The 14306-nt window shown below is 66.5% G+C and carries 14 protein-coding genes; 7 read left to right on the plus strand and 7 right to left on the minus strand.

Annotated elements, in window-relative coordinates; translation table 11 throughout:
* Positions 1 to 63 precede the first annotated feature (63 nt).
* On the minus strand, positions 64 to 630 hold the full coding sequence (locus ACRDTL_RS08380) for a class I SAM-dependent methyltransferase (protein WP_431506244.1): 567 nt from the start codon (positions 628 to 630) through the stop codon (positions 64 to 66).
* 49 nt (positions 631 to 679) lie between these two features.
* On the opposite strand from ACRDTL_RS08380, the gene ACRDTL_RS08385 reads away from it, so the two are divergent.
* Positions 680 to 2044 carry a DNA polymerase IV gene (locus tag ACRDTL_RS08385; RefSeq protein WP_431506257.1) on the plus strand — a complete coding sequence of 455 codons (1365 nt, stop codon included), beginning with the start codon at positions 680 to 682 and terminating at the stop codon, positions 2042 to 2044.
* On the opposite strand, the gene ACRDTL_RS08390 is transcribed toward ACRDTL_RS08385, so the two are convergent.
* The gene (locus ACRDTL_RS08390) at positions 2009 to 2935 is read right to left on the minus strand and encodes an asparaginase (RefSeq protein ID WP_431506245.1); all 927 of its coding nucleotides are present in this window, start codon (positions 2933 to 2935) and stop codon (positions 2009 to 2011) included. The two genes, ACRDTL_RS08385 and ACRDTL_RS08390, sit on opposite strands and share 36 nt — an antisense overlap.
* A gap of 66 nt (positions 2936 to 3001) precedes the next feature.
* On the opposite strand from ACRDTL_RS08390, the gene lspA reads away from it, so the two are divergent.
* Positions 3002 to 3565: a signal peptidase II gene (gene lspA / locus ACRDTL_RS08395; protein ID WP_431506246.1), complete on the plus strand. Its 564-nt coding sequence runs from the start codon at positions 3002 to 3004 to the stop codon at positions 3563 to 3565.
* Positions 3558 to 4484 (plus strand): RluA family pseudouridine synthase, encoded by a 927-nt coding sequence (locus ACRDTL_RS08400; RefSeq protein ID WP_431506247.1) that lies wholly within the window; start codon positions 3558 to 3560, stop codon positions 4482 to 4484. Before lspA ends, ACRDTL_RS08400 begins: the two co-directional genes overlap by 8 nt.
* Here ACRDTL_RS08400 and ACRDTL_RS08405 read toward each other — a convergent pair whose 3' ends face one another.
* The 3 genes from ACRDTL_RS08405 to ACRDTL_RS08415 are packed head-to-tail and all read right to left on the minus strand — an operon-like array spanning position 4485 to position 5987.
* Entirely contained in the window at positions 4485 to 5243 is a 759-nt protein-coding gene (locus tag ACRDTL_RS08405; protein ID WP_431506248.1) for a methyltransferase domain-containing protein, read from the minus strand.
* A 27-nt stretch (positions 5244 to 5270) separates the two neighbouring features.
* Complete coding sequence (locus ACRDTL_RS08410) at positions 5271 to 5498, minus strand: dodecin family protein (protein WP_431506249.1); 228 nt, start codon at positions 5496 to 5498, stop codon at positions 5271 to 5273.
* 45 nt (positions 5499 to 5543) lie between these two features.
* Positions 5544 to 5987, minus strand: coding sequence for a group I truncated hemoglobin (locus ACRDTL_RS08415; RefSeq protein WP_431506250.1), 444 nt, complete (start codon positions 5985 to 5987; stop codon positions 5544 to 5546).
* 163 nt (positions 5988 to 6150) lie between these two features.
* Here ACRDTL_RS08415 and ACRDTL_RS08420 point away from each other — a divergent pair, with 163 nt between their 5' ends.
* The 4 genes from ACRDTL_RS08420 to dnaE all read left to right on the plus strand — a co-directional run bounded on the left by ACRDTL_RS08420 (position 6151) and on the right by dnaE (position 12035).
* Positions 6151 to 7167 carry an SDR family NAD(P)-dependent oxidoreductase gene (locus ACRDTL_RS08420; RefSeq protein WP_431506251.1) on the plus strand — a complete coding sequence of 339 codons (1017 nt, stop codon included), beginning with the start codon at positions 6151 to 6153 and terminating at the stop codon, positions 7165 to 7167.
* Positions 7168 to 7171: 4 nt separating this feature from the next.
* Positions 7172 to 7975 (plus strand): SDR family NAD(P)-dependent oxidoreductase, encoded by an 804-nt coding sequence (locus tag ACRDTL_RS08425; protein ID WP_431506252.1) that lies wholly within the window; start codon positions 7172 to 7174, stop codon positions 7973 to 7975.
* Positions 7975 to 8406 (plus strand): type II toxin-antitoxin system Rv0910 family toxin, encoded by a 432-nt coding sequence (locus tag ACRDTL_RS08430; protein WP_431506253.1) that lies wholly within the window; start codon positions 7975 to 7977, stop codon positions 8404 to 8406. Before ACRDTL_RS08425 ends, ACRDTL_RS08430 begins: the two co-directional genes overlap by 1 nt.
* Positions 8407 to 8495: 89 nt before the next feature.
* A complete protein-coding gene (dnaE, locus tag ACRDTL_RS08435; RefSeq protein WP_431506254.1) occupies positions 8496 to 12035 on the plus strand; it encodes a DNA polymerase III subunit alpha in 3540 nt (1179 codons plus the stop codon).
* On the opposite strand, the gene ACRDTL_RS08440 is transcribed toward dnaE, so the two are convergent.
* Positions 12032 to 12181: a DUF6307 family protein gene (locus ACRDTL_RS08440; RefSeq protein ID WP_431506255.1), complete on the minus strand. Its 150-nt coding sequence runs from the start codon at positions 12179 to 12181 to the stop codon at positions 12032 to 12034. The two genes, dnaE and ACRDTL_RS08440, sit on opposite strands and share 4 nt — an antisense overlap.
* A gap of 112 nt (positions 12182 to 12293) precedes the next feature.
* Positions 12294 to 13862, minus strand: a complete 1569-nt coding sequence (locus ACRDTL_RS08445) for a wax ester/triacylglycerol synthase family O-acyltransferase (RefSeq protein ID WP_431506256.1) — start codon at positions 13860 to 13862, stop codon at positions 12294 to 12296.
* Positions 13863 to 14306: the final 444 nt, after the last annotated feature.

Below are 14306 nucleotides of genomic sequence, written 5' to 3' on the forward strand. Positions count from 1 at the left end.
CACCGACACGTACCATCACAACCGACCACTACAGCCGGACCTCAGCTCATCGGTGGATCGAGGCTAAGGCTTGACTGCCCGCCAGCGCAGCCTGCGGCCCTTGGCGTCGACATGCACATCGCCAAACCCCGCCGCTAGTAACCGGTCCGGCAATGTGTCCGACGATACCGGGTTGTAGGTGTCGCGGAAGTGCACGATCCGGAATCTCAGCGAGGGCACACCGTCGCTGCCGGCGAACAACCCGCCGGGCCGCAGCACCCGGAATGCCTCGGCGAACAACCGATCTTGCAGCGCCGGCGTCGGAACGTGGTGCAGCATCGTGAAACACACCACCGAGCTGAATTCGTCGGCGGGTAGACCCGTGTCGGTGCCGTCGCCGTTGATGATCCGGGCCCGGTCGCCGTACACGGCACGCAGCCGCTGTGCCATCGGCCCGTCGATTTCGACCGCGGTGTAGCGCGGCGTCTTGTCCACCAATGCGCGCAGATTGGCGCCGTAGCCCGGACCGATCTCGAGCACATTGTCGCCGAGGTCCACATCGCCGAGTGTCCAGGGGATCAGTTCCTCCTGCACGGTGGTGGCCCAGCGGTCGGAACTGCAGCATCTCCGATGCAGAAGGTTCATCGCCATGATGTGAGACGTTACTACCCATAGCATTTCTAGCGTGGACTCCCGATGGGTGCTGCACCTCGACATGGATGCGTTCTTCGCGTCCGTCGAGCAGCTCACCCGTCCGACCCTGCGCGACCGCCCGGTGCTGGTCGGCGGGCTGGGCGGGCGCGGGGTGGTCGCCGGGGCCAGCTACGAAGCCCGGGTGTTCGGCGCACGCTCGGCGATGCCGATGCATCAGGCGCGCCGGCTGGTGGGAATCCACGCGGTGGTGTTGCCCCCGCGCGGCGTGGTGTACGGAGTCGCCAGCCACCGGGTGTTCGACACCGTGCGCGGCGTGGTGCCGGTCGTCGAACAGCTCTCGTTCGACGAGGCGTTTGGCGAGCCGCCCGAACTCGTCGCGGCGTCGGCGATCGACGTCGAGCAATTCTGCGAGGACCTGCGGCGACGGGTGCGCGAGCAGACCGGACTGATCGCCTCGGTCGGCGCCGGTTCGGGCAAGCAGATCGCCAAGATCGCGTCCGGCCTGGCCAAACCCGACGGTATCCGGGTGGTCCGGCGCGCCGACGAGACGGCGCTGCTGGGCGGCCTTGCGGTGCGCAGGCTGTGGGGGATCGGCCCGGTCGCCGAGGAGAAACTGCACCGGCTCGGCATCGAGACTATCGGGCAGCTGGCCGCGCTGACCGAGGCCGAGGTCGCCAGCATCCTGGGCGCGACCATCGGGCCCGCGCTGCACCGGCTGGCGCGCGGCATCGACGACCGTCCGGTGGCCGAGCGCGCCGAAGCCAAACAGATCAGCGCCGAGTCAACGTTCGCAGCCGACTTGACCGCGCTCGAGGAGCTGCGCGACGCGGTCGGCCCGATCGCCGAGCACGCCCATCAGCGGCTGGCCCGCGACGGTCGCGGCGCGCGCACGGTCACGGTGAAGTTGAAGAAATCCGACATGAGCACGCTGACCCGCTCGGCCACGCTGCCCTATGCCACCACCAACGCCGCCGCGCTGAGCGCACTGGCGCGGCGGTTGCTGCTCGATCCACGTCAGATCGGGCCGATCCGCCTACTGGGCGTTGGGTTTTCGGGTTTGAGCGACGTGTGTCAGGAATCGTTGTTTCCCGATTTGGAGCCGACGGCCGAGACGTCGGAAACCGATCACGCCGCGGACTTACCGGACGGGCCGGACGACGAGTCCTGGCTGATCGGCGACGACGTCACACACCGCGACTTCGGGCACGGCTGGGTCCAGGGTGCCGGCCACGGCGTGGTCACCGTGCGGTTCGAAACGCGGCGCACCGGTCCGGGCCCGGCGCGCACATTTTTCTCCGACACCGGCGAAGTGACCTCGGCCAACCCGGTCGACAGCCTGGACTGGCCCGACTATGTCGCCGCGCTGCAGGCCGATTCAGAGCAGGCGACCGATGACGTCGCGCACCGGTAGGCCTGCGGCCAGTGCCGCCATCACCAGCACCCGCACCTGACTGGGCGCCAGCCGTGACACCATCAGCGCCCCCGCGTCGGCCAACTCGCGGCCCGGCCCGTATCCCGGGCTGACCCGGCCGCCGGCGACTCGGGTGGATACCGCAATCACCACGCCGTCCGCGCAATGCCGGCGCACCCCGTCGATCACCGCCGGCCCGGCATTGCCCGAGCCCAGTGCCTCCAGCACCACGCCGGCCGCGCCCGCGGCCACGCAGGCATCGAGGGCCACCGCATCACCGCCCGGGTAAACCGCGACAATGTCGACCCGTGCGGCGGCGGCCGCGCTCAGCTCGCCGAGATACGGGCGGCTCTTGGGCCGGGCCAACCCGCCGTCCACGGTGCCGAGCAACTCACCGGCGAAACCGTCTTGGGTGGGCACCTTGCGCAGGCCCAACGGTTGCAACACCCGCCCGGCGAAGCACACCAGCACGCCCAGGTCGCGGGCTTCGGCGCCGGCTGCCACTGCCAGCGCGTCACGCAGATTCGCCGGACCGTCGGCGTCCGCGTCGTCGGCACTGCGCAGCCCACCGGTGACCACGACCGGCGCCGGGCCGCCGTAGCTGAGGTCAAGCCACAGTGCCGTCTCCTCGAGCGTGTCGGTGCCGTGCGTGACGACCACGCCCGCGGCACCGTGGTCGGCGGCGGTCCGCACCGCCGCGCCGATCACGTCCCAATCGGCGGGGGTCAGCTGCGAGCTGTCCGACGACAGCAGATCGACTATGTCGAGGTCCGAGCCGACATCCAGGCCGGCGGTCAGTTCGGCACCGGCGCGGGTCGGCCGTCGTACTCCGTCCGCGTCGGTGCTGGTGGCGATCGTCCCACCGGTGGTGATGACAGTGAGGCGGCCCATGCTGGGATGATAGGGACCGTGACCGCCGGCGACGATGCAGATCGAAGCGATGAGGAGGAGCGGCGTTTGTGCACTGACAAACCAACACGATCGGCCGAGCCGGTCTCGACGGCGGGAGACGGTCAGGCTCCGGCGTCGCCGCGACGGTTGCGCCTGCTGCTGGCGGTCGCGGCGGTGGTGCTGGCGCTCGACATCGTCACCAAGGTGTTCGCGGTCAAGCTGCTGACCCCCGGCCAACCGGTGCCGATCATCGATGACACCGTCAGCTGGACATTGGTGCGCAATTCCGGGGCGGCGTTTTCGATGGCGACCGGATACACCTGGCTGCTCACCCTGATCGCGACCGGTGTCGTGGTCGGGATTTTCTGGATGGGGCGCCGTCTGGTGTCGCCGTGGTGGGCCATCGGCCTGGGCATGATCCTCGGCGGTGCGACCGGCAATTTGGTGGACCGGTTCTTCCGGTCGCCCGGCCCGCTGCGCGGACATGTCGTGGACTTTTTGTCGATCGGTTGGTGGCCGGTGTTCAACGTAGCCGACCCGTCGGTGGTGGGTGGGGCGATCCTGCTGGTCGCGCTCTCGTTGTTCGGCTTCGACTTCGACACCGTGGGTCGCCGTAAGCCTGATGCCTGAGCGGTCGATGCCCATCCCCGAGGGGTTGGCGGGCATGCGGGTGGATGCGGGCCTGGCGCGGCTGCTGGGGCTGTCGCGAACCGCCGCCGCGGCGCTGGCCGAAGACGGCGAAGTCGAGCTGGACGGTGTACCGGCCGGCAAGTCGGATCGCCTGACCGTGGGAGCTTGGCTGCAGGTGCGGCTGCCCGACGCACCCGCGCCGCTGCAGAACACGCCCGTCGAGATCGAGGGCATGACGATTCTGTACTCCGACGACGACATCGTCGCCGTCGACAAACCCGCCGGGGTGGCGGCGCACGCGTCGGTCGGCTGGACCGGGCCCACGGTGTTGGGCGGACTGGCCGCCGCCGGGTACCGGATCACCACCTCCGGGATCCACGAGCGGCAGGGCATCGTGCATCGCCTCGATGTCGGCACCTCGGGGGTGATGGTGGTGGCGATCTCCGACCGCGCCTACACCGCGCTCAAGCGCGCGTTCAAACAGCGCACGGTCGACAAGCGCTACCACGCGCTGGTGCAGGGGCATCCGGACCCGGCCAGCGGGACCATCGACGCGCCGATCGGCCGCCACCGCAGTCATGACTGGAAGTTCGCCGTCACCGCCAAAGGCCGGCACAGCCTGACCCACTACGACACCATCGAAGCTTTTGTCGCCGCCAGCCTGCTCGATGTACACCTGGAAACCGGGCGCACCCACCAGATCCGGGTGCACTTCGCCGCGCTGCACCACCCGTGCTGCGGCGACCTGACCTACGGCGCCGATCCGGTGCTGGCGAAAAAGCTTGGTCTGGAACACCAATGGCTGCATGCCCGCTCGCTGTCATTCATCCATCCGGCCGACGGCCGGCAGATGGAGATCGTGAGCCCCTACCCGCCGGATCTGCAACACGCGCTCGACGTGTTGCGGGCCGAAGGGTGATCAGTCGGGCTTGCGCGCCTCGACGAATGTGCGGGTGGAGTGGGCGACGAACGGCCCGTCGGTCTGGATGCGGTCATGCAGGTCACGCAGCCGATCCCGGTAGCGGTCGACGGCGAAGTCCGGCACCAACCAGATCACCTTGCGCAGGAAGTAGATCACCGCGCCGACATCGAAGAACTCCGCCCGCGTCCGCTCCATGCGCATATCCCGGATGTGCAGACCGGCCGCTGTTGCCTGTGCGTGCTCAACGTCCGGGTGCCGCTCGGCGCCCACCTCCGGCTGCGCGCCGAGGAAGAACTCGATCAACTCGAGCATCGTCGCCGGTCCGACGTGCTGGGCGAGGTAACTGCCGCCCGGCCGGAGCACCCGGGCGATCTCGGTCCACCACAGGGTGATCGGGTGCCTGCTGGTCACCAGGTCGAACGCCTGGTCGCAGAACGGCAACACCGGCTCGTCGGTGGTGGTCACGACCACGACGCCCCGTGGATGCAGCAGCTTGGTGGCCAAGGCCGCGTTGGGCGGCCACGACTCGGTGGCGGCCATCGTCGGCGGAAACTTCGCTGCGCCGGCGAGCACTTCGCCGCCACCGGTCTGCAGATCCACCGCGGCCGGCACGCTCGCCAGCCGCCGGCTCATCAACCGTTGGTATCCCCACGACGGGCGCTCCTCGGTCGCGCGGCCGTCGAGCCAGGAGAAACTCCAGCCGTCGACCGGCGCCGCGGCGGCCTCCGCCACCAGATCGTCGAATGTTCCAGACATGCACGCATTGTCGATTAGCGCCGTCGGCTACGAGCCGCTTGACGACGTTTTCGGTGCCCGTATCTTGAACGAGATCCGAAGCTTGGTCCGGAAGGTGATCCCACCCGCCTCATCCATGGCCATATCCTGCTCAAGGACTTCGGCGACGCGGATGTCGTGGATGGTCTGCTGTGCCCTTCGCACAGCTTCGGTCGCTGCGTCCTCCCAAGACGTGGGGCTCGTCCCGATCAGCTCGGTGACCCTGTACACGCTCATGCCTGCCTCCTCAGCTTCACGAACACAGGCTAGAGGATGCTGATGTCAGACGCCTGCCCTGGCACTGTCCGACGCGATGTCGGCGGCCAGCGGCGCCACGACGGCAAGTATTTCGGCGACCGTCTCCGCGGGCACCCCGGCCGCGCACAGCGAGTCCTTCAGGTGTCCGGCCACCAGGTTGAAGTGGTGCATGGTGATCCCGCGGCCTTGGTGCGCCTGCTTCATCGACGGGCCGGCGTAGGGCCCGGGCCCGCCGAGAGCCGCGGCCAGGAATTCGACCTGCTTGCCTCGCTGACGGTTCATGTTGGTTCCGGCAAAAAAGCTGGCCAATTGATCGTCGTCCAGCACACGGCAGTAGAAGTCCTCGACCACGACTTCGAGCGCCTCGTAGCCGCCGATCCTGTCGTAGATGCTGGCCGGCATGCCGTCGACATTAGTCAACACATGTCTTATTGTGTTGCGCTTGCGCAAGAACGAGAGCATTCCCATGCCGATAGCGGACCATGGCGCCGTTGCCCGGCCGTTAGAGCACCGTCAATGGGCGATTACCCGATGTAACAGGCCGGTTGCCACCGAATCACCAGAACTTGCTACCCGGTGGTAGCAGACTCGGTGACAAGCTCGGGCCAACGTCATCAGGAGCGAGAAACCAATGAATTTGGGTGACCTCACCGGCATCGTCGCCAAGCCGATCGCGGCGGTGTCCAACCTCGTAAACACCCCGAACTCGGCCGGCCGCTACCGGCCGTTCTACCTGCGCAATCTGCTCGACGCGGTCCAGGGCCGCACGCTGCGCGATGCCGTCGACGGCAAAAACACCCTGATCACGGGCGGATCGTCGGGTATCGGGGAAGCCGTCGCGAAGAAGATCGCCGAAGCCGGCGGCGAGGTGGTGCTGATCGCCCGCACCCCGGAGAAGCTCGAGAAAGTCGCCGGTGACATCCGAGCCGACGGCGGGACCGCCCACCCGTACCCGTGCGACCTGTCCGACATGGATGCCATCGCAGGGATGGCCGACCAGGTGCTTGCCGATCTCGGCGGGATCGACATCCTGATCAACAACGCCGGCCGGTCGATCCGGCGCTCGCTGGAGCTGTCCTACGACCGGATCCACGACTACCAGCGGACAATGCAGCTGAACTACTTCGGCGCGGTCCAGCTCATCCTCAAATTCGTCCCCGGGATGCGGGAGCGCGGCTTCGGCCAGATCGTCAACGTGTCCTCGGCCGGTGTGCAGACCCGCGCGCCGCGCTTCGGCGCCTACATCGCCAGCAAGGCCGCCCTCGACACGCTGTGCGACGCGCTGCAGGCGGAAACCGTGAACGACGATGTCCGGTTCACCACCGTGCACATGGCGCTGGTGCGCACCCCGATGATCAGTCCCACCACCATGTACGACAAATTCCCGGCCCTCACGCCGGAACAGGCCGCCGGGGTGCTCGCGGACGCGATCGTGCATCGGTCGCGCCGGGTCAGCTCGCCGTTCGGGCAATTCGCCGCGGTCGCCGACGCCGTCAACCCGATGATGATGGACCAGGTCCGCAACCGTGCGTTCAGCATGTTCGACGACTCCGCCGCCGCGCAAGGCGTCGAATCAACTGCTGACACAACGCAATTCGATAGACTAAGCGAGACGTTTGTGAGAGCAACCCGCGGGATACATTGGTGACACCATGAGCCTTCCGCAACCGGGCAACCAGGCAACCGTCGTCGTCACCGGCGCCTCCTCGGGTATCGGCACCGAGCTGGCCCGCGGTCTGGCCCGGCGAGGTTATCGGCTCGTGCTGGTGGCCCGCCGTCGCGAACGCCTCGACGAACTCGCCGGTGAGCTGGGCGGCCAATACGCGGTCGAGGTCGATGTCATGCCCCTCGACCTGGCCGGCCCGAGACCCCGGGAACAATTGGCGGACCGGCTTCGCAGCGAATCGATCGCCGGCTTGTGCAACAGCGCCGGCTTCGGCACCAGCGGGGTCTTCCGTACGCTGCCGATCGAACGCGAAAGCGAAGAAGTCGTCCTCAACTCACTGGCGTTGATGGAACTCACCCATGCCGCGCTGCCCGGCATGGTCGAGCGCGGAGCCGGAGCGGTGCTCAACATCGCATCGATCGCGGGATTCCAGCCGCTGCCATACATGGCGGTGTATTCGGCCACCAAGGCCTTTGTGCAGACCTTTTCCGAAGCAGTGCACGAAGAACTGCACGGAACCGGGGTGTCGGTCACGGTGCTGTGTCCGGGTCCGGTGCCGACCGAGTGGGCCGAGATCGCCAACGCTGAGCGCTTCAGTATTCCACTTGCGCAGGTCTCACCGCGCGACGTAGCCGAAGCGGCCATCGGCGGGATGCTGGCCGGTAAGCGCAGCGTGGTGCCCGGCATCGTGCCCAAGGTCGCCAGCACCGGCGGCAGATTCGTACCGCGCAGCCTGCTGCTGCCCGGGATCCGGATCGGCAACCGATTTCGCGGCGGGCCCAGCCGCTGATGGCCGCTGTGGACATGAGCGCCGAAGTGCCGATGAACCCGCAGGACATGTGGGACCACGTCTCGGATCTGTCGGGCCTGGGCGATTGGCTGGTGATGCACGAAGGGTGGCGCAGCGAGCTGCCTGAGGAACTGTCCGAAGGAACCCAGGTTGAGGGTGTGGCACGGGCCAAGGGCTTCCGCAACCGGGTGACGTGGACGGTGACACAGTGGGATCCACCGCATCGGGTCGCACTGTCGGGATCCGGCAAAGGCGGTACGAAATACGCCGTCACGTTCACCGTGCGGGCCACCGAAGAGGGCTCTACCCTCGGTCTGCGGCTTGAGCTCGGCGGGCGTGCGTTATTCGGTCCGGTGGGCTCGGCAGCGGCCCGTGCCGTCAAAGGGGACGTGCAGAAGTCGCTGAGGCAGTTCGTCGAGCTGTACGGATAGCGGGTCGCCGCGCGATAACTTAGCGGCCGCAAGACACACTGGCCGACACGCCGGGACGCGTCGGTGGACGGTCATAGACTGGCGTCTCTATGAACCAATCTTTCGTGCACCTGCATAACCACACCGAGTATTCGATGCTGGATGGCGCCGCGAAGATCACGCCGATGCTCGCCGAGGCGCAGCGGCTGGAGATGTCCGCGATCGGGATGACCGACCACGGAAACATGTTCGGCGCCAGCGAGTTCTACAACGCCGCCACCGGCGCCGGGATCAAGCCGATCATCGGCGTCGAGGCCTACGTCGCACCCGGTTCCCGTTTTGACACCCGCCGGATTTTCTGGGGCGACCCGGGTCAGAAGAGTGACGACGTGTCGGGCGGTGGGTCCTACACCCACCTGACCCTGGTCGCCGAGAACGCCACCGGCCTGCGCAATCTGTTCAAGCTGTCGTCGCTGGCCTCCTTCGAGGGCCAGTTGGGCAAGTGGTCGCGGATGGATGCCGAACTGGTCGCCGAGCACGCCGCCGGCCTCATCGCCACCACCGGCTGCCCCTCCGGGGAAGTGCAGACCCGGCTGCGGCTCGGACAACGCCGCGAAGCGCTGCAGGCCGCCGCCAGGTGGCGGGAGATCTTCGGGCCGGACAACTACTTTCTGGAGCTGATGGACCACGGCCTGGCCATCGAACGCCGGGTCCGCGACGGGCTGTTGGAGATCAGCCGCAGCCTGGGCATCCCGCCGCTGGCGACTAACGACTGCCACTACGTGACCCGCGACGCCGCGCACAACCACGAGGCGCTGCTGTGCGTGCAGACCGGCAAGACGATGTCGGATCCCAACCGGTTCAAGTTCGACGGCGACGGCTACTACCTCAAGTCGGCCGCCGAGATGCGGGGGATCTGGGACGACGAGGTACCCGGCGCCTGCGACGCGACGCTGCTGATCGCCGAGCGGGTGGGCTCCTATGCCGACGTCTGGGCGCCGCGTGACCGGATGCCGGTCTTTCCGGTGCCCGACGGCCACGACCAGGCATCCTGGCTGCGTCACGAGGTCGCCGCCGGCCTGCGCCGACGGTTCGGCTGTGACTCCCAGGGGCTACCGGACGGATATGCGCAGCGGGCGACCTACGAAATCGAGGTGATCTGCGCCAAGGGCTTTCCCTCCTACTTCCTGATCGTCGCCGACCTGATCAACTACGCGCGCTCGGTCGACATCCGGGTCGGGCCGGGTCGCGGTTCGGCGGCCGGCTCGCTGGTGGCCTATGCGCTGGGCATCACCGATATCGACCCGATTCCGCACGGGCTGCTGTTCGAGCGGTTCCTCAACCCCGAGCGCACGTCGATGCCCGACATCGACATCGACTTCGACGACCGCCGCCGCGGCGAGGTGGTGCGCTACGCCGCCGAGCGGTGGGGCCACGACCGGGTCGCTCAGGTGATCACCTTTGGTACTATCAAAACCAAAGCAGCACTGAAGGATTCGGCTCGCATCCACTACGGACAACCGGGTTTTGCGATCGCTGACCGGATCACCAAGGCGTTGCCGCCGCCAATCATGGCCAAAGACATTCCGCTGGCCGGCATCACCGATCCCAACCACGAGCGCTACAAGGAAGCCGCCGAGGTCCGCGGCCTGATCGAGACCGACCCCGACGTGCGCACCATCTACCAAACCGCCCGCGGGCTGGAAGGCCTGATCCGCAATGCCGGGGTGCACGCCTGTGCGGTGATCATGAGCAGCGAGCCGCTGACCGAGGCGATTCCGCTGTGGAAACGGCCGCAAGACGGGGCGATCATCACCGGCTGGGACTACCCGGCCTGCGAAGCCATCGGCCTGCTGAAGATGGACTTCCTCGGGCTGCGCAACCTGACGATCATCGGCGACGCGATCGACAACATCAAGGCCAACAGGGGCATCGACGTCGACCTGGAGTCGCTGCCACTCGACGACCCGGCGACCTATCAGCTGCTGGGCCGCGGCGACACGCTGGGTGTGTTCCAGCTCGACGGCGGGCCGATGCGCGACCTGTTGCGTCGCATGCAGCCCACCGGATTCGAAGACGTCGTCGCGGTGATCGCGTTGTACCGGCCGGGGCCGATGGGGCAAAACGCGCACAACGACTATGCCGACCGCAAGAGCGGCCGTCAGGCGGTCAAACCGATCCATCGCGAGCTCGCCGAGCCGCTGGCCGAGATCCTGGCCGAGACCTACGGTTTGATCGTCTACCAAGAGCAGATCATGCGCATCGCGCAGAAGGTCGCCGGTTACTCGCTGGCCCAAGCCGACATTCTGCGCAAAGCGATGGGTAAGAAAAAGGCCGACGTGTTGGCTGCTGAGTACGAAAGCTTCTCGGCGGGAATGCAATCCAACGGATTCTCGGCCGGTGCGATCAAGGCGCTGTGGGACACCATCCTGCCGTTCGCCGACTACGCGTTCAACAAGTCGCACGCCGCCGGCTACGGCATGGTGTCGTACTGGACGGCCTACCTCAAGGCCAACTACCCGGGCGAATACATGGCCGCGCTGCTCACCTCGGTCGGCGACGACAAGGACAAGGCCGCGGTCTACCTGGCCGACTGCCGCAAGCTCGGCATCACCGTGTTGCCGCCGGACGTCAACGAATCCGGCTTGAACTTCGCCTCGGTCGGGGCCGACATCCGCTACGGGCTGGGCGCGGTGCGCAACGTCGGCGCCAATGTTGTTGCCTCCCTGCTGGGCACCCGTACCGAGAAGGGCAAGTTCACCGACTTCTCCGACTATCTCAGCAAGGTGGACATCGCGGCATGCAACAAGAAGGTCACCGAATCGCTGATCAAGTCCGGCGCGTTCGACTCGCTGGGCCACCCTCGTAAGGGCCTTTTCCTGGTGCACACCGATGCGGTCGATTCGGTGCTGGGCACCAAGAAAGCCGAGGCGATGGGTCAGTTCGACCTGTTCGGCGGTGATGATGCCGGCGCCGAGGCGGTGTTCACCATCAAGGTTCCCGAGGAGGAGTGGGACGACAAGCACAAGCTGGCGCTGGAGCGCGAGATGCTCGGCCTGTACGTGTCCGGGCATCCGCTCAACGGGGTGGCGCATCTGTTGACGACGCAGGTCGACACGGCGATTCCGGCCATCCTCGACGGCGATATCCCCAACGACACCGCGGTGCGGGTGGGCGGCATCCTGGCGTCGGTCAACCGGCGGGTGAATAAGAACGGGATGCCCTGGGCCTCAGCGCAATTGGAAGACCTCACCGGTGGCATCGAGGTGATGTTCTTCCCGCACACCTACTCCGCCTACGGCGTCGATATCGTCGACGACGCTGTGGTGCTGGTCAACGCCAAGGTCGCGATCCGAGACGACCGGATCTCGCTGATCGCCAACGAGCTGGTGGTGCCGGACTTCTCCGGTGCGCACGTGGATCGGCCGCTGGCGGTCAGTCTGCCCACCCGGCAATGCACCATCGACAAAGTCAACGCGCTCAAACAGGTGCTGGCGCGTCACCCCGGCACCTCGCAGGTGCATCTGCGGCTGATCAGCGGCGAGCGCATCACCACGTTGGCGCTGGATGCCTCGCTGCGCGTGACGCCGTCACCGGCGCTCATGGGCGACCTCAAGGCGCTGCTCGGCCCGGGCTGTTTGGGCGGTTAGACCGACAACTGCAGTGCCGCCTGATGGTCGTGGGTCGGGATGATCGTCACCGCATGGCGGGCCAGATGCAATCGCTGGATGATGGTGTCCTTGACGAGTTCCAGACGTTGGACGTAGGGCGTGCGGAGCGTTGTCGGCGAAGCCATCACAATTTCCTTCTTAGTCGAGCTTACCCACACCGCCGATGCTTCAAGTACGTGTGATGGGTGCATAAAACCGGGGATGCTTCATTGAGAGCGGGCCGCGGATAACACACTGCTAGGCCGGCCGTTTGGTGCTGGGAGTCAGCTTCTTCCCGCTAGCCTGCTTCTTGGGGGGAGCGAATTGCGTTGTGGCAGTGGACTTCGTGGCAGAGGCCGATGGTTTGATGCCAGACATTCCTGCGCTCCGGCCGCTCTTTTCGTCGGCAGCCTGTTTAAGCTCACCCACCACATCTTCGATGCCGCGCGCGACCGATGCAACGTCGTCGACGTTGTCGGGGCACGCCACGATGCCCACAGCGAAGGTGCCCCCGTAGGACACGGCGGTGATGTTGAGGTTGGCGCCCTCACACAACGGTGCCAGGGCATGGATCCCAAGGACACGTGACCCGGCGCAGTAAATCTCGTCGGGCGGCCCGGGAACGTTGGAGGTGATCACGTGAGCTAGGGGAGGGTGGAAGCGCGACAGTTTCAGGCCGGTGTAGAGACCCGCCATCTGCCCGATGATCACCGGCGGGACCAGATCGATGACGTCGGCGAGGTTGACGGGCGGCGCTGCTTGTCGTCGGTTCTTGATCTGCGATGTCGCCGCGCGAATGCTGACCAGCTGCTCCACCGGGTCGGCGAGATGGACCGGCAGTTTGACGACGGCCGGCGACCAACTATTAGTCGCGTCGTCCCCGGCGCCGCGTGTCGAGATCGGCATCAGGGTGCGCAGCGGTCGTTCGGGTACCGTGTCGTGCACCTGCAGCCATCGACGTAATGCCGATGTTGTTGCGGTGAGGAATACGTCGTTGATGGTGACGTCGAACGCCTCGGTGATGGCGCGCAGATCGTCCATCGCCAGCGCGGCGAACGTGACGCTGCGTCGCGCGGTGATCGGGGCATTAAGCAGGGTCCGTGGCGAGCTCCCGTCCATATCGGACTTCGGGGCATCGAGCCGTTGCGGGCCGTCGCCCCCCAACAGTTGGCGGACGGGTCGCAGCGCGGTTCCCAGCACTGACTTCACCGCGCTGGGAGCCACCCTGACGGCGATCCGAACGCCGACGGCGGTGTTGGCGGCGATCTCGTCGACGATGTCCAGCACTATCGCGGCCGCAACGGGCATCCTGGCGGCGCCCGGCCCAGGCGTCGCGGGGAATTCAGCATCTGGATCGGTGGTCATCAGTCGGGGCAACACCGAGGTCACTGCGCGCACACCATCGCTCATGGCGTGGGCGAACTTGATCACCACCACCAGCCGGCCGTCGGCCAGACCCTGCACGACCCAGGCTTCCCACAGCGGGCGGTCCCGGTGAAGGCGCTGCCCGTGCAGCTCGCCGAGCAGCGCGTCCAGCTCAGGCATGGTGCCGGGCTTGGGTAGCCGTACACGATGCAGATGGTGTTCGACATTGAACGCGGGGTCCTCGATCCATACCGGCTGGCCCAACCCGAAGGGTTTAGTGAGCAGACGCTGCCGGAAACCCGGAGTCGCAGCAGTGCGCTGAGCCAGCAGCCTTAAAACCGCCCCGGCGGTCAACTCGCCGCGCGCTGCCGGGTCGCAAAACAGCACTGCCATCACATGGGTGGGCATCACCGCCGTCTCGCCGTGCAGCGTGACACCGTCCAGACCGGTCAACCGTCTCATCATGTTGCTCCATTCCGCTGCCCGAGCTGTTAACCCACGCTTGGTTGACGACATTTCCCGCCGCATCGCTCTGCACTCAGCAACGACGGCGCTGGCCACACGAACTCCTTGGCCTCCAGGGGAATTCGGTATTCGCCAAGCCGCTGTCTCGTTATTTCGGCGGCACTTCGTCTTAAATTACACCGTAGGCGGCCAGTGTTTGTCAACAGTGTAGACACTGCTACTAATGAGGCGTGGCACTGGGCTGGCGCCGGCCCAGGCAGATATCGACGACGGCCGCGAAAACAGGCCGAAAAGAGGGCCGAAAACGGGCTAAGCCTCGATCCACGGATGAATTGACGGTGGTTCGGGTGTCGGTATGAGGAAAGTGCCTTCTGAGCTGGGATGATTGGAGTTTCCACACAACAATCTGACCCGACGAGAAAGGCACTTCCGGTGCAAGTG

The sequence above is a fragment of the Mycobacterium sp. genome, from assembly GCF_050700595.1.
GTDB lineage: Bacteria > Actinomycetota > Actinomycetes > Mycobacteriales > Mycobacteriaceae > Mycobacterium.